This window comes from Kosakonia sp. H02 (genome assembly GCA_030704225.1).
Lineage (GTDB): Bacteria > Pseudomonadota > Gammaproteobacteria > Enterobacterales > Enterobacteriaceae > Kosakonia.
In genome coordinates this window covers 3,628,731-3,646,697 of sequence record CP131915.1, presented here as the reverse complement: position 1 = coordinate 3,646,697, position 17,967 = coordinate 3,628,731, and the positions used below count along the sequence as shown (strand labels likewise).

Below are 17,967 nucleotides of genomic sequence, written 5' to 3'. Positions count from 1 at the left end.
CAATCCAAAGGTCGATAAATGAAAAGAGCCGTATGTCTGTTGTTATTGGTCATGCCCGTTACAAGTGTATTAGCCGCCACTGACGAAGAAGCAAACTCTCGCTGGCAATTGGCTCCGGGCGAACAGCGCGCCGCGCAGCTCACTATTAAAGAGGCTATTCTTCGCGCCTTTGCACGTAACCCCAAAATCGCCCAGGCGGCTGCGCAAATCCGTGTGGGCAAAGCGAATCTGACAGAAGCAGAAAGCGCCTGGTTTCCGCAGGTCTCCTTGCAGGGCAACGTCGGGCGTTCACACCGGACTGACTCCGCCGGGTCGCTAAACAGTAACGGCTCCGGCGGCATTACGTTAAAACAGCTGCTGTACGATTTTGGCAAAACCGGCGGCAGTATCGATGAGCAACATAATCTCTCCGACGCCTGGCGCTACGATCTTTTCAGCACCCTGAATGAGGTGGGAATGCAGACCCTGCAAGCCTATTTGCAGGTGAAGCGTTACCAGGCGCTGTCGCTGGCGGCGCAAAACAATATCCGTTCCCTGGACAGCGTGCTGGAGATGGCCAATTTGCGCTCCGAAGCCGGGTTAAGCTCGGCGTCTGATGGTCTGCAAGCGCAATCCCGCATTGCCGGTATGAACGCCACCCTTGCGCAGTACCAGGCGCAGATGCGCTCGGCGCAGGCAGCGCTCAGCGTGCTGACGGGCGTGGTGTCCGATACCTTGCCCGACCTGCCCGACGATTTGCTTAAACAGAACATTACCCTTGATGCGCTGCCTTATGAGCGCAACTACGCCGTGCGCAGCGCGCAGGCGAAACAGCAGGCGGCGGAGCAGCGTATTCGCCAGGCGCAGGCGCAGCACTGGCCCACTGTTTCTGTCCAGGCGGGCAGAACGCGCTATCAAAACGATCAGAGCAGTTACTGGGACGATCAGGTGCAACTTGTCGTCGATGCACCGCTTTACCAGGGCGGCGCGGTGAGCGCGCGCGTGGATGCCGCGCAGGGCGACCGCGCGAATGCACAGGCGCAAGTGGAAGCCAGCAAACTGGATATCAACCAGCGTGCGGCCACGGCTCTGGCGGATCTGATCGGTGCGCAGCAGCGCCAGTTGGCGGGCGATGCGCAGGCGGCAAGCGCCGGGCGCGCCCGTGGCGTTTACCGTGATGAATACCGGCTGAGTAAGCGCAGCCTGAACGATCTTCTGAGCATCGAACAAGATGTTTTCCAGGCCGACACCGCCTCGATTACCGCGCGCTATGACGCCTGGGATGCCGCCGTGCGTTACGCCGCTGCGGCAGATAACTTGCTCGATATGCTGGGGATTGAACGTAGTCGTACCGTGGGCGATGACTTGCCCGCGCTGTAAGCGCAAACGCAGGAGTAGTCATGCAAGAGCCGGATAGTGAAAGCTGGATTAATGTGATGGTGCGCGCGGCGGGACGCTTTGGTCTGCCCGCCGATGCCCCCGCTGTACGACAACAGATGCGCTGGTTTGAAGCGCTGCCGCTCACTGCGCGGCTGGAAAGGCTCAGTGGCCTGATGGGGTTGCAGGTGCGCAGTGTGCCCCTTGAGCGCATGCGCTGGAATGCGCAAAACTTGCCGGTGATTATGCAGCTTGAGAGCGGTGAACTGATGCTGCTGGAATCACTGGACGCCGACGGGCTGGCTACTTACTGGCTGGATAACGGCGGCGATCTGGTGCGCGAAGAGCCGCTGGAAACGCTGCTCACCCGTGCGAAACCCGACGTGGTGATGCTCGGCATCGCCGCGCGCGGGCGCGATTCACGCATTGATGATTTTACCCGCCCGTGGGAAGCGCACTGGTTCTGGAAGCACTTTCGCCACAGCGGGCGCAAATTGACGGAGATTGCGCTCGCCTCGGTGGTGGGTAACGTACTGGCGCTGGCGGGGATCCTCTTCTCCATGCAGGTCTATGACCGGGTGATCCCGGCGCAATCTCTGCCGACGCTGTGGGTGCTCTTTTTCGGTGTCCTGCTGGCGGCGGCGCTGGAGTTCTTTATTCGCCTGGCACGCACTCATGTTTCGGACATTATGGGCAAACATATCGACCTGAATGTCTCCTCACTTTTTTTCGCCCGGGCGATGGCAATTAAAAACGACGCGCGACCCAAGTCCACTGGCTCGTTTATCTCGCAATTGCGTGAGCTGGACCAGGTGCGTGAACTGCTGACCTCAACAACCGTCGGCGCGGCGATGGATATTCCCTTTGTACTGCTGTTTCTCGGCATTATGGCGCTGGTCGGCGGCCCGCTGGTGATCATTCCACTTATTGCTATTCCGCTGATTGTCATTCCGGGGCTGCTGGTGCAGTGGCCGATGGCGAAGCTGGCGAAAGCGGGGATGCGTGAAAGCGCAATTCGTAACGCGGTGCTGGTGGAGTCCATCGAAGGGGTGGAGGACATCAAAGCGTTGCAGGCGGAACCCTACTTTCAGCGCCAGTGGGAAAATACCCACGCGGTGGGGGCGAATGTCGGCATGAAGCAGCGCGTCTGGGGCGCACGACTCAGCGGCTGGGCGTCGACCGTGCAGCAAATCACTTATGCCGGGATGCTGGTGTTCGGCTGTTTTCTGGTGATTGACGGTGCGATTACCACCGGGACGCTGGTGGCCTGTAGTTTGTTGTCCTCGCGCACGATTGCGCCGCTGATGCAACTGACCATGGTTTTTTCCCGCTGGCAGCATGCGAAATCCGCCATGACGGGGCTAAACGAACTGCTGAAAAAACCGCTCGATAAAGAGGCTGACAAAAAGATGGCGCACTGCCCGGTGCTGGCGGGCCATTACCAGGTGCAGCAGATGCAGTACAGCTACGATGTGGAAAAAGGCGACCTGGCGTTGAATGTCAACGAACTGGAGATTAAACCCGGTGAGCGGGTGGCGATCCTCGGCAAAACCGGGGCCGGGAAATCCACGCTACTGAAGCTGCTTTCCGGCCAGGCGCAGGCCAGCAAAGGCAAAGTGATTATTGATGGCGTGGATATGGCGCATATCGATCCCACCGATGTGCGCCGCCAGGTGGGGTATCTGTCGCAGGACTCCCGGCTTTTCTTTGGCACGCTGCGGCAAAACCTGATGCTTGGCCACCCCCATGCCACGGAAGCGGAGTTGCTTCAGGCGCTGCGTATTAGTGGGGCGATCAACCTGGTGCAACAGGATGCTGCCAGCCTCGACCGTCTGATTAACGAAGGCGGGCGCGGGCTTTCCGGCGGCCAGCGGCAGATGGTGCTGCTCAGCCGCTTAATTGTTCGCAACCCGCAAATCGTGCTGCTGGATGAACCGACGGCGTCGATGGATGAGCAACTGGAAGGCTGGGTGATTCGCCAGCTTCAACAGTGGCTGACCGGGCGCACGCTGGTGCTGGTCACACACCGCCCGGCGCTGCTTAACCTGGTGGATCGCATCATCGTGATGGAAAACGGCAAAGTGGTGGCCGATGGCCCGCGCGATACTCTGCTTAAACAGGCGGCGCGTAACAGCAACGTGGCGTCCATCGCCTGAGGAAGGAACATGAGTCAACTCTCAATGCAGGACGATCTGGCGCGCCAGGGGCGATTTTACTCATCGGTTATCTGGCTAACGTTGATTGGGCTGGTGCTGTTTGTGGGGTGGTCGGCGTGGGCTATTCTCGATGAAGTGACGGTTGGCACTGGCAAAATCACGCCGTCGACCCATGCGCAGGTGATTGAAAGCCTGGATGGCGGGATTGTCAGCGCGTTGATTGTGAAAGAGGGCGATATTGTCGAGCGTGGGCAGATGCTGGCGCGCCTCGATCCGACGCGCTTTCAGTCTAATTACGGCGAAGCGGCGGCGCGGGTTCGCGCGCTGCGGGCTTCCAGCGAACGCTTGCGCTCTGAGTTGACCGGCGAACCGCTACGCTTTAGCGCTGAATCTATGCGTGAACCGGCTCTGGTGGCCCGTGAACGGCAATTGTATGAATCCCGGCGGCGCAATCTCAACGAAACGGTGGCGAATCTACAAAAAACCTATCAACTGGTGATGTCGGAGCTACGTATGACGCAGCCGCTGGTGGCGAAAGGCGCGGCCAGCGATGTGGAAGTGATTCGCCTGCAACGCCAGGCGACGGAGCTGAAGGGCAAAATCGACGAGGCGCGAAACCAGTTTGCGGTGCGCGCCCGCGAGGAGCAGGTGAAAAATAATGCCGATCTGGATGCGCAGTTGCAGGTGATGGCCGGGAAAGCGGATCAGCTGGATCGCGCGGTGATTAACTCGCCGGTGCGCGGGATCGTGAAAGATATTCAGGTCAATACCGTTGGCGGCGTGTTGCAGCCCGGCGGAAAGCTGATGGAGATTGTGCCGCTGGAAGATCAATTGCTGGTCGAGACGCGTATTAACCCGCGCGATATCGCCTATATTCGCCCCGGTTTGCCAGCGACGGTAAAAGTCACTGCCTATGATTCGTCGATTTACGGTGATTTGAAAGGGACGGTGGAAGTGGTGTCGCCGGATACGCTTCAGGATGAGGTGCGTCGCGATCAGTTCTATTACCGCGTGTATGTCCGCACGCAAAGCGCGGAACTGAAAAATCGCAGCGGTAAAAGCTTCCCGATCCTGCCGGGGATGATCGCCAATGTTGAAATCAAGACCGGACAAAAATCGGTGATGGATTATCTGATTAAGCCGCTGAATAAACTGAATGAAGCGCTGAGGGAGCGTTAACGGTGAGAATCGATGCCCTCTCCCGGTGTGAGAGGGCAGTGCGGGAGAGGATTAACGCCCCGCGTTTTTCATGATGCGTGCTTTATCCACTTGCCATTCACGCTCTTTCACATCGGAGCGTTTATCGTGCTGTTTCTTACCCTTCGCCACGCCGATTTTCACTTTGCACCAGGCATTTTTCCAGTACAGCGAGAGCGCGACCACGGTATAACCTTCGCGGTTGATGCGACCGTAGAGGGAGTCCAGCTCGCGCTGGTTAAGCAACAGTTTGCGCGTGCGGGTCGGGTCGCAAACATAGTGGCTGGACGCCACGGTCAGTGGCGTAAAGTTCGCGCCAAACAGATAAGCTTCGCCGTCTTTGAGGATAACGTAGCTGTCGCCAATGTTTGCTTTACCGGCACGTAAGGATTTTACTTCCCAGCCTTGCAGAGAAAGCCCGGCCTCAAATTCTTCTTCAATAAAGTATTCATGGCGGGCGCGCTTGTTCAGCGCGATGGTGGCTGAACCAGGTTTATATGCTTTTTTCTTCGTCATAGTATCGTGAAGCCATCCGGTAATCTGATATCTGAAACTGACCTCATTGCGTCCTGTGAGGCTGAACGCGTTATCTTAGCATGAGTTGGGGCATCGCGTTTTCCTTTCATCCTTCGGAAATGTTATTATTTGGTGATTGTGTGAACGCGGAAAACCTTATGCCTCAGATTAGCCGTACTGCGCTGGTGCCTTATAGCGCAGAACAAATGTATCAGTTAGTGAACGATGTTAAATCCTACCCGCAGTTTCTTCCGGGCTGTACTGGCAGCCGGGTGCTGGAAGCCGGGCCGTCGCAAATGACGGCGGCGGTGGATGTCTCCAAAGCCGGGATCAGCAAGACGTTTACCACGCGTAATACGCTGGAGACTAACCAAAGCATTTTGATGCAGCTGGTAGACGGCCCGTTTAAGTCGTTAATGGGCGGGTGGAAATTTACCCCGCTTAGCGCAGATGCCTGCCGCATTGAATTTCAGCTGGATTTTGAATTTACCAACAAGCTGATTGAGCTGGCGTTTGGCCGCATCTTTAAAGAGCTGGCGGCAAACATGGTGCAGGCGTTTACCCATCGTGCAAAAGAGGTTTACAGTGCCGGGTAAAATTGCCGTGGAAGTGGCGTATGCGCTGCCGGAAAAGCAGTATCTGCAACGCGTGACGCTGGATGACGGCGCAACCGTCGAGCAGGCGATCCGCGCGTCGGGTTTGCTGGAGCTGCGCACGGATATCGATTTGAAGGTCAACAAAGTCGGTATTTTCAGCCGCCCGGTGAAATTGCAGGATAGCGTTCACGATGGCGACCGCGTGGAGATTTACCGCCCGCTGATTGCCGACCCGAAAGAGCTGCGGCGACAGCGCGCAGAGAAATCCGCGAACAAGTCGTAACCGGCTTGCGAAGGCAACAAAAAAGGTGCTCACTGAGCACCTTTTTGCATTTTTCAAACTTTAGTTTTTGGTCAGCGCAGGTTTGTTATCGATGTTGGTTAACACGCCATTACTGTTAAAAGTCAGGGTCAGCGTTTGCTGAGAGACATCTTCGTGGCCCGGCTGCTGGCGGAAAATGTAGAACCAGGTGTTAGTACCAAACGGGTCGCTCATCATCGGCGTACCCAGTGCATAAGCAACCTGCTGTTGCGTCATACCCACGCGGATTTTAGAAACGTCAGTTGAGGTGAGATAGTTCCCCTGATTGATATCGGGGCGGTAAACCACGCGTTCTACGGTAGAGCAACCAGCGGTCAACATCAGGAGAACTGCTGCGGCAGCAGTCAGCATTTTACAGCGCATAGTGATTTGATTCCTTTTCGGGCCCGAACAGTACGTGGCTCATATGTAATATGCCGATAATAATAGACCTTTCGCCAGTTTAAAACCTTTGCGGCCGGGTCTGTTGTCGTTTTATCGACAACTCAGACTGTCATATTACAGAAAAGTTTACGCCGCCAGCAGCTCTTTGGCGTTTGCCAGCGCGTTACGCGTCACTTCGCTGCCACCCAGCAGACGCGCCAGTTCTTGCAGGCGAGCACGTTTATCCAGCGGTTGCATATGGGTTTCCGTCATTGCGCCATCGGTCTCTTTGCTGACAAAGAAGTGATGATGACCGCAACCGGCCACCTGCGGCAGGTGCGTTACGCACATCACTTGAGTGGATTCGCCCAACTGGCGCAGCAGTTTACCGACCACCGCAGCAGTTGGCCCGCTGATACCGACGTCCACTTCATCGAAAATTAGCGCCGGGGTTTCCATCTTGCGGGCGGTAATCACCTGAATCGCCAGCGCGATACGTGACAGCTCACCGCCAGAGGCCACTTTGGCGATCGCTTGCAGCGGCTGGCCTGGGTTGGTTGTTACACGGAATTCGATACAGTCTGCGCCCTCTGCCGTCAGCGAGTGCGCATCGAATGCGACATCAATCTCAAACACGCCGTGCGGCATGGAAAGTGAGTGCATGCTTTCCGTGATTAACTGGCTGAGTTCCTGCGCATACTTCATGCGCTGGTCGTGCAATTGCTGAGCGCTCTCCATCGCCAGCTTATGATGATGAGTGACCGCCAGCGCCAATGTTTCCTGCGAGTCGGCCTGATCGTCAAGTAGCTGCTGTTCGTCGAGCAGCGACTGATGGAGCTGCGGCAGCTCTTCCGGGGCGATATGGTGCTTACGCGCCAGCGAAATCTGCCTGGAGATACGCTGCTCCAGTTCGTAGAGGCGATTCGGATCGAGATCTAAACGGTCACAGTAGTGGCGCAGTTCATCGCTGGCTTCGCTAATCTGGATGGCGGCTTCTTCAAGCATATCCAGCACGCTGGAAAGGCGCGTGTCCATGCCGGACAGTTCCGTCAGCAACTGACGGGCGCTGTAGAGCTGGCTTTGCAGGTTAACGTCCTCGCCATCGGCCAGTACGTTCAGCGCGTGCTGGCTGGTGGAGAGCAATTGTCCGCTGTTTGCAAGGCGCTTGTACTCTTCGTCGATCTGTTCGAATTCCCCCGGTTGAGGGCTAAATTCGTTCAGCTCTTTCAGTTGATAGTGCAGCAGTTCCGCACGGGCTGAGCGCTCCTGGCTCTGCTGCTGGTGCTGAGCCAGCTCGCGGCAGCTTTGATGCCAGGCGCGGTAGCGCTCGGCCATTTGCAGAGTAAGTGCATACTCACCGGCATAGCCATCAAGCAGGTTTTTTTGGTGTTCAGATTTGGTGAGCAACTGATGCGCGTGTTGACCGTGGATCTGGATTAATAGCTGACCCAGCTCACGCAACTGCGAAAGGGGAACCGCTGTACCGTTGATAAAACCACGGGAGCGCCCGTCGCTGCTGATGACGCGGCGAAGTAAACACTCACGTCCATCTTCAAGTTGATTCTCTTCGAGCCAGCGTTGCGCGGCGGGGGTATCTTTCAGGGCGAAGCGGGCACATAGATCGGCGCGTGGCGACCCTGCGCGAACCATGTCGGCTTCAGCACGGCCGCCCAGGCACAGCCCAAGCGCGTCGATAGCAATAGATTTACCCGCGCCGGTTTCGCCGGTAATAGCCGTCATCCCGCTGTGAAAATCAATCTCAAGCTCACGAACGATAGCAAAATTACTGATAGTGAGTTGTGCCAACATGGTTGCTTTCCTGTATGAAAAACCATAACTGTGTTTTCGTACAGTATAATCTGGATTTATATACAGTAAAGCTCTGATGATGGTTTTCAGAACAATTTTTTCGACCAGCCTAGTTTTGAACTTAATGTATTGAAATAACTGTAATCTTTCGGGTGAATCAAATTGAGATGATAGTCACAGCGGCGGATCAGCACATCTTCGCCTTCCTGGATCGGCAGGGCGATTTGACTATCACAGCTAATTTCCAGATCGCTACGGCGATGGGAAAAGCGCAGGCGAATGGTGCTGCTGCTGTTGATAACCAGCGGACGCGCTGACAAGGTATGCGGAAACATCGGAACCAGCGTGATGGCGTCCAGCGAGGGCGTCAGAATAGGCCCGCCAGCGGAAAGTGAGTAGGCCGTCGAGCCGGTGGGCGTGGAGATAATCAAGCCGTCTGAGCGCTGAGAAAAGGCGAAGATTTCATCGATATAAACTTCAAATTCAATCATATGCGCCACTTTGCCAGGGTGCAGCACCACTTCGTTAATCGCGGTACTGATCCGTTTCTGGCAATCCTGCTGGCAAACCTGCACTTCCAGCAGGAAGCGTTTCTCAGCAATATAGTGGCCTTCCAGCACGTCGGCCAGTTGCTGCTGGGCGTTATCCGGGTCGAGATCGGTGAGAAAACCAAGATTGCCACGGTTAATGCCAATCACTTTGATATCATAGCGCGCCAGCGTTCGCGCAGCACCTAGCATATTGCCGTCGCCGCCAACCACCACCGCCAGATCGGCTTGCTGGCCGATTTCCGCCAGGGTGCCGGTTTTCACATTACCCAGTTGCAACTCCTGGGCAATCTGCTGCTCGACAATAACGTCGTAGCCTTTGGCGCATAGCCAGCGGTAGAGCATTTCATGTGTGGTTAGCGCCGTAGGGTGTCGTGGATGCCCGACAATACCAATACACTTGAAATGTTGGGTCATTTTCTGCTGGTCCTTGTGGCGAATGAATGATGACAATCTGATATGTTCCCTTGAATCCCGGAAACGGATCCCCATAATAATGCAGGTTAGCGAGATGATTGCAAAAAAACGCGGAGAAATTCATGAGTAGTAAAGAACAGAAAACGCCTGACGGGCAAGCCCCGGAAGAAATTATCAAGGAACAGCACGACGAAGTTGAGGCAGTTGTTGAGTCTGACGATTCTGCTGAGCAGGTGGATCCGCGCGATGAGAAAATTGCGAACCTTGAAGCGCAGTTAGCTGAAGCGGAAAACCGCGAGCGCGAAACCGTGTTGCGCATTAAAGCAGAAATGGAAAACCTGCGCCGCCGTACCGAACTGGATATCGAAAAAGCGCATAAATTTGCGCTGGAGAAGTTCATTAACGAACTGCTGCCGGTTATCGATAGCCTGGATCGCGCACTGGAAGTGGCGGACAAGAATAACGCCGAGATGGCTCCGATGGTTGAAGGCATCGAACTGACGCTGAAAAACATGCTGGACGTGGTGAAGAAATTCGGCGTGGAAGTGATTGCCGATACCGACGTTCCGCTGGATCCGAACGTGCATCAGGCGATTGCGATGGTGGAGTCTGAAGACGTTGCCGCCGGCAAAGTGCTGGGCGTGATGCAAAAAGGCTATACCCTGAACGGACGTACCATTCGCGCAGCGATGGTCACTGTGGCGAAAGCGAAGGGCTGAAAGCAGAAACCCTCTCCGCCAGGAGAGGGTTTTTTACTCGGTAACGCTTTCCCGCAGCGCTTTCACCGGGATCACTTTCACCTGCTTAATCATATTGTCCTGCACCTCGAGAATATCGATGTCGTACTGCTCAATACGCACGCGCGTTCCCGCCGCCGGTATCTCCTCCAGCTCTTCAAGCAGCATACCGTTAATGGTGCGGGCTTCCTGTTCCGGCAAGCGCCAGTTAAAGGCTTTGTTCAGTTCGCGCACGCTGGCGCTGCCGTCAATAATCACCGAACCGTCGTTCTGCGGTGTCGCTTCATCGGCCAGCGCCGGGGACATTGAGGTGGTGAAATCCCCGACAATCTCTTCGAGAATATCCTCAACCGTTACCAGTCCCTGAATATCGCCGTACTCATCTACCACCAGACCGACTTTCTTTTTATTACGCTGAAATTTGATTAACTGGACGCTGAGCGGTGTGCCTTCCGGCACATAGTAAATCTCGTCGGCGGCGCGCAGCATTACCTCTTTGGTGAACTCATTTTTCTCGGTCATTAAACGGTAGGCTTCGCGTACACGCAACATGCTGATGGCATCGTCCAGCGAGTCGCGATACAGCACAATGCGGCCGTGCGGCGAATGGGTAAGCTGGCGAACAATCGATTTCCAGTCGTCATTGATATCGATACCGACAATCTCATTGCGCGGCACCATAATGTCGTCGACGCTGACTTTCTCCAGGTCGAGGATCGACAACAGCATATCCTGGTTGCGGCGGGAGATTTTCGAGCGCGACTCGTTGACGATGGTGCGCAGTTCATCTTTGCTCAGCGCACCGCTGACCACCACGTCGGCTTTAATCCCCACCATGCGCATTAATACGCGCGTCACGCCGTTAAGCAGCCAAACCAGTGGCAACATAATAATTTGCAATGGGGCGAGCAGAAAACTACTCGGAAAAGCGACTTTTTCCGGGTACAGCGCGGCGATGGTTTTGGGCAGCACTTCGGCAAACACCAGCACGACAAAGGTCAGCACACCGGTGGCGATGGCGACACCCGCATTGCCGTACAGACGCATACCGACAATCGTGCCAATAGCCGATGCGAGAATATTGACGAGGTTGTTACCAATCAGCACCAGGCTAATTAAGCGGTCTGGCTTGCGCAGCAGTTTTTCGACACGTTTTGCCGCACGGTTGCCCTGCTTTGCCAGGTGGCGCAGGCGATAACGATTGAGGGTCATCATTCCGGTTTCTGAACCGGAAAAATACGCCGAAACCACGACCATGATGATAAGCGTAACAATCAGCGTCGTGGTGGAGATGTGTTCCAGGGGGAACTCCTTTGCTTTAGCTTACGAATTGTTGCAGAACGCGGCTGCCAAAATAGGCCAGCGTTAAAATACCTGCGCCCGCGACGTTGAACCAGACGACCCGGCGACCGCGCCAGCCTTCATGATAGTGACCCCACAGCAAAACGATATAGACAAACCAGGCGATGATAGACAGCACCGCTTTGTCGATATTCTCCATGCTGAACAGGTTTTTCATATAGAACAGTCCAGTGCAGAGCGTCAGGGTCAGTAGCACCACACCAACCTGTGTGATGTGAAACATTTTGCGCTCGATAACCATCAGCGGCGGCATTTCACTGCTGAACGCCAGCCGTTTATTCTTCAACTGGTAATCGATCCACGCCAGCTGTAGCGCGTACATGGCCGCAATAATCAGTGTAGCGTAGGCAAACAGCGACAGGCCGATGTGCACCATCATCCCGGGCGTGGCTTCAAGGTGCGTGATATAGGCATTCGGCACAAAAATAGCGAAGGCGAGATTGATTAGCGCGAAAGTATAAACAATCGGCAGCAGCAGCCAGCCGCGATTTTTCGACGCGACGATGGTCATCACCGTACAGATCATCAGGCTGACCAGCGAACCGACATTCAGCAGACTGAGATTTTGCCCGCCGTCGCCCGGAAATATACGTTCCTTCAGCCCTAAGCCGTGAAAAATCAGCGCGAGTACCGCCGAAAGAATGGCCATTTTGCGCCAACCGCTGTTTTTCTGTAACAAACTGGGAACGATCAGCGCGATGCTGGTTGAGTAGGCAACAAGTGCGATCAGAGCAAAAACAGGCATATGAGTGTCGGCAGTTGACTAAGGGAGAAAGAAAAGCAGTATAACGTTACGCGACCAAGGCTCCAACAGTTGCATCACATACAGGAGCAATGTCTTCATGCTATACTGCGGCGAATTTCTGTTATGCGTCGCGCTGGCGGCCAATCGTATCACCTCAGGCGAGAGACAATGTTTGATAATTTAACCGATCGTTTGTCGCGCACCCTGCGCAATATCAGTGGCCGTGGACGCCTCACTGAAGAAAACGTCAAAGAAACCCTGCGCGAAGTGCGTATGGCGCTGCTGGAAGCGGACGTTGCGCTGCCGGTGGTGCGTGACTTTATCAACCGCGTAAAAGAGAAAGCGGTAGGCCATGAAGTCAATAAAAGTCTGACGCCAGGCCAGGAGTTCGTCAAAATCGTCCGTAACGAACTGGTTGCGGCGATGGGCGAAGAGAACCAGAGCCTGAACCTCGCAGCGCAGCCGCCAGCGGTGGTGCTGATGGCGGGCCTGCAAGGTGCAGGTAAAACCACCAGCGTCGGTAAGCTCGGTAAGTTCCTGCGCGAAAAGCACAAGAAAAAAGTGATGGTCGTTTCTGCCGACGTTTATCGCCCGGCGGCGATCAAACAGCTGGAAACCCTGGCGCAGCAGGTTGGGGTGGATTTCTTCCCGTCCGACGCGGCGCAAAAACCGGTCGATATTGTGAATGCTGCGCTGAAAGAAGCGAAGCTGAAGTTCTACGACGTGCTACTGGTGGATACCGCCGGTCGTTTGCACGTCGATGAAGCCATGATGGACGAGATCAAACAAGTTCACGCGGCGATTAACCCGGTGGAAACGCTGTTTGTCGTCGATGCCATGACCGGCCAGGATGCTGCCAATACCGCAAAAGCCTTTAATGAAGCGCTGCCGCTCACCGGCGTGGTGCTGACCAAAGTGGACGGTGACGCGCGCGGCGGTGCGGCGCTCTCAATCCGTCATATCACGGGTAAACCGATTAAATTCCTCGGCGTTGGCGAGAAAACCGAAGCGCTGGAACCGTTCCATCCGGATCGTATCGCATCGCGCATTCTTGGCATGGGCGACGTGCTGTCGCTTATCGAAGATATCGAAAGCAAAGTTGACCGCGCCCAGGCTGAGAAGCTGGCGAATAAACTAAAGAAAGGCGACGGCTTCGATCTGACCGACTTCCTTGAGCAATTACGCCAGATGAAAAACATGGGTGGCATGGCAAGCCTGATGGGCAAATTGCCGGGCATGGGGCAAATCCCTGACAACGTAAAAGCGCAGATGGATGACAAAGTGCTGGTGCGTATGGAAGCCATCATTAATTCCATGACCTTCAAAGAGCGCGCCAACCCGGACATTATCAAAGGCTCGCGTAAACGCCGCATCGCTGCCGGTTGCGGTTTGCAGGTGCAGGATGTGAACCGTCTGCTCAAACAATTCGACGACATGCAGCGCATGATGAAGAAAATGAAGAAGGGCGGGATGGCGAAGATGATGCGCGGGATGAAAGGGATGATGCCGCCTGGTTTCCCGGGTAGATAATAACGGCCTGGCTTATTGGCCATTTTGACGCCGGGGTGTGCTCAAAATGCTCACGTACTGCGTGTACGCTCCGCTTTTTGCGCGCACGCCGACGTCAAACTGGCTGCAATGCCAACGGCCTCACTCCTCACAGTTTCGTAACTGTCGATTGCTTTTTAGCAAAAAATGAGTAAAATTTTCGGGCTTTTAATATGACACCAGGCTCCGTTCCTCGATGGGGCCCGGTGTTTTATTCACACAAGAGGATGTTATGGTAACTATTCGTTTAGCTCGTCACGGCGCTAAAAAGCGTCCGTTCTACCAGGTTGTTGTTACTGACAGCCGCAATGCACGCAACGGTCGCTTCATTGAGCGCGTTGGTTTCTTTAACCCGATCGCGTCCGAGAAAGAAGAAGGCACTCGCCTGAATCTGGATCGCATCGCACATTGGGTTGGCCAGGGCGCTACCGTTTCCGATCGCGTTTCCGCGCTGATCAAAGCAGCACAAAAAGCAGCTTAATCTGTCACGGTGGTCATGATGAGCAAGCAACAAGCCGCATCGGCCCCTGTTGAGCCAATTGTTGTTGGCAAACTGGGTTCTTCTTACGGAATTCGTGGTTGGCTCAGAGTGTTTTCCTCCACCGAAGACGCCGAAAGCATTTTTGACTATCAGCCCTGGTTTATCCAGAGGGCGGGTCAGTGGCAGAGCATTGAGCTGGAAAGCTGGCGCTACCACAATCAGGATATCGTCATCAAACTGAAAGGTGTTGATGACAGAGATGCCGCGAATCTTCTGACGAATTGTGAAATTCTCGTTGATTCCTCGCAGTTGCCGCAACTGGAAGAGGGTGACTACTACTGGAAAGACCTTATGGGTTGCCAGGTAGTGACTACTGAAGGTTACAGCCTCGGTAAAGTCGTCGATATGATGGAAACCGGGTCGAACGACGTTCTCGTCGTCAAGGCAAACCTGAAAGATGCATTTGGTATCAAGGAGCGGTTGGTTCCGTTCCTCGATGGGCAGGTTATCAAGAAAGTCGATCTCGCTACTCAAACCATTGAAGTAGATTGGGATCCTGGTTTTTAAACCTCCGGATATACGGTAAAAGACGGCGCTATGGGGATTGGCTTGTGTTTATAGGTATCGTTAGCCTGTTTCCTGAAATGTTCCGCGCGATTACCGACTACGGGGTAACTGGCCGGGCAGTAAAAAATGGCCTGCTGAGCATCCAGAGCTGGAGTCCGCGTGACTTTACGCATGACCGGCACCGTACCGTAGACGATCGTCCTTACGGCGGCGGACCGGGGATGTTAATGATGGTGAACCCTTTGCGGGACGCCATTCATGCAGCAAAAGCCGCGGCGGGTGAAGGCGCTAAAGTGATTTATCTGTCGCCTCAGGGACGCAAGCTTGATCAAGCGGGCGTTAGCGAACTGGCTACCCATCAGAAATTGATTCTGGTGTGCGGTCGCTACGAAGGGATAGATGAGCGCGTAATTCAAACCGAGATTGACGAAGAATGGTCTATCGGCGATTACGTTCTCAGCGGTGGTGAGTTACCAGCAATGACGCTGATTGATTCGGTTTCCCGGTTTATTCCGGGCGTACTGGGCCATGAAGCTTCAGCAACGGAAGATTCCTTTGCTGATGGATTGCTGGACTGTCCACACTATACCCGACCTGAAGTGTTAGAAGGGATGGAAGTACCGGCGGTGTTACTGTCGGGAAATCATGCCGAGATACGTCGCTGGCGTTTGAAGCAGTCGCTGGGCCGCACCTGGCTTAGAAGACCTGAACTTCTGGAAAACCTGGCTCTGACTGAAGAGCAAGCAAGGTTACTGGCGGAGTTCAAAAGCGAACACGCACAACAGTAACTGCAACAGAAACATGATGGGATGGCGTAACGCCTCCAAATATCAGTTTACCCAGGATAAGAGATTAAATTATGAGCAACATTATTAAGCAACTTGAACAAGAGCAGATGAAGCAGGACGTACCTTCCTTCCGTCCGGGTGATACCGTGGAAGTGAAAGTATGGGTTGTTGAAGGTTCCAAAAAACGTCTGCAGGCATTCGAGGGCGTGGTTATCGCTATTCGTAACCGCGGTCTGCACTCTGCATTCACTGTTCGTAAAATTTCCAACGGCGAAGGCGTTGAGCGTGTCTTCCAGACTCACTCTCCGGTAGTTGACAGCATTGCTGTTAAACGTCGTGGTGCTGTACGTAAAGCTAAACTGTACTACCTGCGTGAGCGCACTGGTAAGTCTGCTCGTATTAAAGAGCGTCTTAACTAATAAAGCGCGCGCGCTACATCCAAAGCGGGGTGTCCACAATCCTCTGTAAGCCGCATTCTACCGTTAGCCTATAGTTCTGCGGTTCGTCCTAAAAGGAGCCTACCTTTTCTGACAAGGCCATGCCTCCATTAAGCTGTTCATAACGATTACTACGAACTCTTCATTACGGGTTGCAGCGTTACGTTGCATGTAGTTATAAACCACGCTGACTGCCTAGCTCCCGTCAGCACCTTTAGGAACACAAATATAGTTCCTGCTCGCTACTGCAATACCCTGAACATAACCCTGTACATATCCCGTATTGTAAGAAGGGTTTACATTATTGGCTTCATCTCTGACCTCTTCCCACACCTGATTTCCGGTTAGTGCTTGGGCTGATAAGCTAATCATTGCAAAAGCGGCAGCCACTACGAAACGTCTCATTTAATATTCCTTTAGCGCAAATCATAGGCAGGATAGGTATTTTAACACGGGGTGTTGCGAGAACATGCCCCGTAAAATCCGATTATGTTTCATACAGCCGACTTGAAAAATTGAACGTTTATGCGTGGGCCTCCCTCAATTGTATAGCTCGCCCGCGCCCCCGTGCGCATGTGCGTGCCCGCGCGTCAGGGGGCGCTGAGAAAACCCTCAGATTTTGCTCATCCGAGACAACCGTTGCAGGCGCGTGTTGCCGGGGGCACACTGCCAGTGTTTGATGGTGTCATCAATCGACCGTAAACATCGTCCCCGGCGCAGGCCAGTCGATCTGTATGACCGTACGGTTATTCTGAATTCATTACCGCAACCTCAGGTAGGCAATCGTTGTGCAGAATAAGCGCACATTGTGCCAATTACCTCCCATTCTCACCAGGCGCATAGTGCGCGATGACTGCTGCCATCAGGGCGGTGAAGGGTTATCAGGAGAGTGGTAATGGTGTCAGAAAATCCCCGCGTTGCCCTTGTCGGCCCCGGCGCTATCGGGACCACCATTGCGGCAGCGTTACATGAAGTTGGGCGTACCCCAACGGTATGTGGCCGCACCGCGTACCCCCAACTGGTATTGCGCTACGATGAAGGGCGCATTGTGGTGCCCGGCCCGGTATTGACCGATCCCACCGCGATTAAACAGCCGTTCGACCTGGTGTTTGTAGCGGTCAAGGCCACCCAACTGTCTGACAGCGCTGGATGGCTGGCAGCATTATGTGACGAGAAGACAGTGGTCTGTGCCCTGCAAAACGGCGTGGAGCAGAAAGCGCAAATAACGCCCTATGTCTCTGGCGCGACGGTGTTGCCGTCGGTGGTGTGGTTTCCGGCATTGCGTGAACCTGATGCGTCAGTCTGGCTGCGCGCCAAACCGCGCCTGACGTTGCCCGACACTCCGCAATCTGACCTTGTGCTGGCGGCCTTGCAGGACACGCGCTGCGAGGTGGATGTTGCCGCCGATTTCCACTCTACCGCCTGGAGCAAGCTACTACAGAACGCTGTCGGCGGATTAATGGCCCTTTCTGGTCGGCGGGTGGGGATGTTCAGACGTGACGATATCAGCGAGCTAGGGTTGGCCTACCTGCGGGAGTGCCTTGCCGTTGCGCGTGCGGAAGGTGCAAATCTGGGCGATGAATTGCCGCAAGAGATTGTGGATCAATTTCATCAATTGCCCCCCGATTTAGCCACCTCAATCCAGGTAGACAAGCAGGCCGGACGCCCGATGGAATGGGATATTCGTAATGGCGTGATACAGCGCTATGGTCGTAAACATGGTATTGCAACGCCCATCAGCGACATTATCGTGCCACTGCTTGCCGCAGGCAGCGATGGGCCGGGTTAATAATACGTAGCGAGAACCGTAAAATCATCCTGGTTTGCCCGTTGGCTAAACATAAATAAAAATATACTGGCTAAAGTTGGTATGTTTTTAACTAAGATTATTTTTTGCGCAATGCATCAAATACCTTTTGTTTTCGTGCTCTTTTTGTGGCTTTAATTTTATGGTCCGTCATTTTTATATCGGCTGCTTGTTTCTTCATCTTTTAAGTAGTATATAAGTTCACTATTAATAAT

Annotated in this window: 19 protein-coding genes; 12 read left to right on the top strand and 7 right to left on the bottom strand. The window is 54.3% G+C overall.

What is annotated here, in order from left to right; genetic code table 11:
* Nucleotides 1-51: 51 nt before the first annotated feature.
* From Q5705_17110 to Q5705_17100, 3 genes are read left to right on the top strand one after another with little or no spacing between them, the layout of a single operon-like run.
* Nucleotides 52-1,359 carry a TolC family outer membrane protein gene (locus tag Q5705_17110; GenBank protein WLI79054.1) on the top strand — a complete coding sequence of 436 codons (1,308 nt, stop codon included), beginning with the start codon at nucleotides 52-54 and terminating at the stop codon, nucleotides 1,357-1,359.
* 20 nt (nucleotides 1,360-1,379) lie between these two features.
* A complete protein-coding gene (locus Q5705_17105; GenBank protein ID WLI76283.1) occupies nucleotides 1,380-3,512 on the top strand; it encodes a type I secretion system permease/ATPase in 2,133 nt (710 codons plus the stop codon).
* Nucleotides 3,513-3,521: 9 nt separating this feature from the next.
* Nucleotides 3,522-4,691, top strand: coding sequence for an HlyD family efflux transporter periplasmic adaptor subunit (locus Q5705_17100; protein WLI76282.1), 1,170 nt, complete (start codon nucleotides 3,522-3,524; stop codon nucleotides 4,689-4,691).
* Nucleotides 4,692-4,742: 51 nt separating this feature from the next.
* Here the strand turns inward: Q5705_17100 and smpB are convergent, their stop codons facing one another.
* Complete coding sequence (gene smpB / locus Q5705_17095) at nucleotides 4,743-5,225, bottom strand: SsrA-binding protein SmpB (protein ID WLI76281.1); 483 nt, start codon at nucleotides 5,223-5,225, stop codon at nucleotides 4,743-4,745.
* 158 nt (nucleotides 5,226-5,383) lie between these two features.
* Between smpB and Q5705_17090 the strand changes: the two genes are divergently transcribed.
* Nucleotides 5,384-5,821, top strand: coding sequence for a type II toxin-antitoxin system RatA family toxin (locus Q5705_17090; protein WLI76280.1), 438 nt, complete (start codon nucleotides 5,384-5,386; stop codon nucleotides 5,819-5,821).
* On the top strand, nucleotides 5,811-6,104 hold the full coding sequence (locus tag Q5705_17085) for an RnfH family protein (protein WLI76279.1): 294 nt from the start codon (nucleotides 5,811-5,813) through the stop codon (nucleotides 6,102-6,104). The genes Q5705_17090 and Q5705_17085 overlap by 11 nt, the downstream gene beginning before the upstream one ends.
* A gap of 60 nt (nucleotides 6,105-6,164) precedes the next feature.
* Here Q5705_17085 and bamE read toward each other — a convergent pair whose 3' ends face one another.
* From bamE to nadK, 3 genes are all read right to left on the bottom strand, one after another.
* Entirely contained in the window at nucleotides 6,165-6,506 is a 342-nt protein-coding gene (gene bamE, locus Q5705_17080) for an outer membrane protein assembly factor BamE (protein ID WLI76278.1), read from the bottom strand.
* A 147-nt stretch (nucleotides 6,507-6,653) separates the two neighbouring features.
* Nucleotides 6,654-8,315 (bottom strand): DNA repair protein RecN, encoded by a 1,662-nt coding sequence (gene recN / locus Q5705_17075; GenBank protein WLI76277.1) that lies wholly within the window; start codon nucleotides 8,313-8,315, stop codon nucleotides 6,654-6,656.
* 86 nt (nucleotides 8,316-8,401) lie between these two features.
* The gene (nadK, locus tag Q5705_17070; GenBank protein ID WLI76276.1) at nucleotides 8,402-9,280 is read right to left on the bottom strand and encodes an NAD(+) kinase; all 879 of its coding nucleotides are present in this window, start codon (nucleotides 9,278-9,280) and stop codon (nucleotides 8,402-8,404) included.
* Nucleotides 9,281-9,402: 122 nt separating this feature from the next.
* Here nadK and grpE point away from each other — a divergent pair, with 122 nt between their 5' ends.
* On the top strand, nucleotides 9,403-9,999 hold the full coding sequence (gene grpE, locus Q5705_17065) for a nucleotide exchange factor GrpE (GenBank protein ID WLI76275.1): 597 nt from the start codon (nucleotides 9,403-9,405) through the stop codon (nucleotides 9,997-9,999).
* Between the two features lie 33 nt (nucleotides 10,000-10,032).
* Here grpE and Q5705_17060 read toward each other — a convergent pair whose 3' ends face one another.
* Both Q5705_17060 and Q5705_17055 read right to left on the bottom strand, forming a co-directional pair.
* Entirely contained in the window at nucleotides 10,033-11,319 is a 1,287-nt protein-coding gene (locus tag Q5705_17060) for an HlyC/CorC family transporter (GenBank protein ID WLI79053.1), read from the bottom strand.
* Nucleotides 11,320-11,335: 16 nt separating this feature from the next.
* Nucleotides 11,336-12,124 carry an inner membrane protein YpjD gene (locus tag Q5705_17055; protein WLI76274.1) on the bottom strand — a complete coding sequence of 263 codons (789 nt, stop codon included), beginning with the start codon at nucleotides 12,122-12,124 and terminating at the stop codon, nucleotides 11,336-11,338.
* Between the two features lie 168 nt (nucleotides 12,125-12,292).
* On the opposite strand from Q5705_17055, the gene ffh reads away from it, so the two are divergent.
* From ffh to rplS, 5 genes are all read left to right on the top strand, one after another.
* The gene (gene ffh / locus Q5705_17050) at nucleotides 12,293-13,654 is read left to right on the top strand and encodes a signal recognition particle protein (protein ID WLI76273.1); all 1,362 of its coding nucleotides are present in this window, start codon (nucleotides 12,293-12,295) and stop codon (nucleotides 13,652-13,654) included.
* Nucleotides 13,655-13,904: 250 nt separating this feature from the next.
* Nucleotides 13,905-14,153, top strand: a complete 249-nt coding sequence (rpsP, locus tag Q5705_17045; protein WLI76272.1) for a 30S ribosomal protein S16 — start codon at nucleotides 13,905-13,907, stop codon at nucleotides 14,151-14,153.
* An 18-nt stretch (nucleotides 14,154-14,171) separates the two neighbouring features.
* The gene (gene rimM, locus Q5705_17040) at nucleotides 14,172-14,720 is read left to right on the top strand and encodes a ribosome maturation factor RimM (GenBank protein ID WLI76271.1); all 549 of its coding nucleotides are present in this window, start codon (nucleotides 14,172-14,174) and stop codon (nucleotides 14,718-14,720) included.
* A gap of 44 nt (nucleotides 14,721-14,764) precedes the next feature.
* Nucleotides 14,765-15,508 (top strand): tRNA (guanosine(37)-N1)-methyltransferase TrmD, encoded by a 744-nt coding sequence (gene trmD / locus Q5705_17035; GenBank protein WLI76270.1) that lies wholly within the window; start codon nucleotides 14,765-14,767, stop codon nucleotides 15,506-15,508.
* Nucleotides 15,509-15,579: 71 nt separating this feature from the next.
* A complete protein-coding gene (rplS, locus tag Q5705_17030; protein WLI76269.1) occupies nucleotides 15,580-15,927 on the top strand; it encodes a 50S ribosomal protein L19 in 348 nt (115 codons plus the stop codon).
* A gap of 213 nt (nucleotides 15,928-16,140) precedes the next feature.
* Here the strand turns inward: rplS and Q5705_17025 are convergent, their stop codons facing one another.
* Entirely contained in the window at nucleotides 16,141-16,350 is a 210-nt protein-coding gene (locus Q5705_17025) for a hypothetical protein (protein ID WLI76268.1), read from the bottom strand.
* A gap of 493 nt (nucleotides 16,351-16,843) precedes the next feature.
* On the opposite strand from Q5705_17025, the gene Q5705_17020 reads away from it, so the two are divergent.
* Nucleotides 16,844-17,734: an oxidoreductase gene (locus Q5705_17020; GenBank protein WLI79052.1), complete on the top strand. Its 891-nt coding sequence runs from the start codon at nucleotides 16,844-16,846 to the stop codon at nucleotides 17,732-17,734.
* Nucleotides 17,735-17,967 lie beyond the last annotated feature (233 nt).

Bases quoted from the DNA above. Each gene is read 5' to 3' on its own strand.
- Q5705_17110 (WLI79054.1), top strand. From the start codon at position 52: ATGCCCGTTACAAGTGTATTAGCCGCCACTGACGAAGAAGCAAACTCT.
- grpE (WLI76275.1), top strand. From the start codon at position 9,403: ATGAGTAGTAAAGAACAGAAAACGCCTGACGGGCAAGCCCCGGAAGAA.
- rimM (WLI76271.1), top strand. From the start codon at position 14,172: ATGAGCAAGCAACAAGCCGCATCGGCCCCTGTTGAGCCAATTGTTGTT.
- smpB (WLI76281.1), bottom strand. From the start codon at position 5,225: ATGACGAAGAAAAAAGCATATAAACCTGGTTCAGCCACCATCGCGCTG.
- bamE (WLI76278.1), bottom strand. From the start codon at position 6,506: ATGCGCTGTAAAATGCTGACTGCTGCCGCAGCAGTTCTCCTGATGTTG.
- rpsP (WLI76272.1), top strand. From the start codon at position 13,905: ATGGTAACTATTCGTTTAGCTCGTCACGGCGCTAAAAAGCGTCCGTTC.
- ffh (WLI76273.1), top strand. From the start codon at position 12,293: ATGTTTGATAATTTAACCGATCGTTTGTCGCGCACCCTGCGCAATATC.
- rplS (WLI76269.1), top strand. From the start codon at position 15,580: ATGAGCAACATTATTAAGCAACTTGAACAAGAGCAGATGAAGCAGGAC.
- Q5705_17055 (WLI76274.1), bottom strand. From the start codon at position 12,124: ATGCCTGTTTTTGCTCTGATCGCACTTGTTGCCTACTCAACCAGCATC.
- Q5705_17090 (WLI76280.1), top strand. From the start codon at position 5,384: ATGCCTCAGATTAGCCGTACTGCGCTGGTGCCTTATAGCGCAGAACAA.
- nadK (WLI76276.1), bottom strand. From the start codon at position 9,280: ATGACCCAACATTTCAAGTGTATTGGTATTGTCGGGCATCCACGACAC.
- Q5705_17100 (WLI76282.1), top strand. From the start codon at position 3,522: ATGAGTCAACTCTCAATGCAGGACGATCTGGCGCGCCAGGGGCGATTT.
- recN (WLI76277.1), bottom strand. From the start codon at position 8,315: ATGTTGGCACAACTCACTATCAGTAATTTTGCTATCGTTCGTGAGCTT.
- Q5705_17105 (WLI76283.1), top strand. From the start codon at position 1,380: ATGCAAGAGCCGGATAGTGAAAGCTGGATTAATGTGATGGTGCGCGCG.
- Q5705_17025 (WLI76268.1), bottom strand. From the start codon at position 16,350: ATGAGACGTTTCGTAGTGGCTGCCGCTTTTGCAATGATTAGCTTATCA.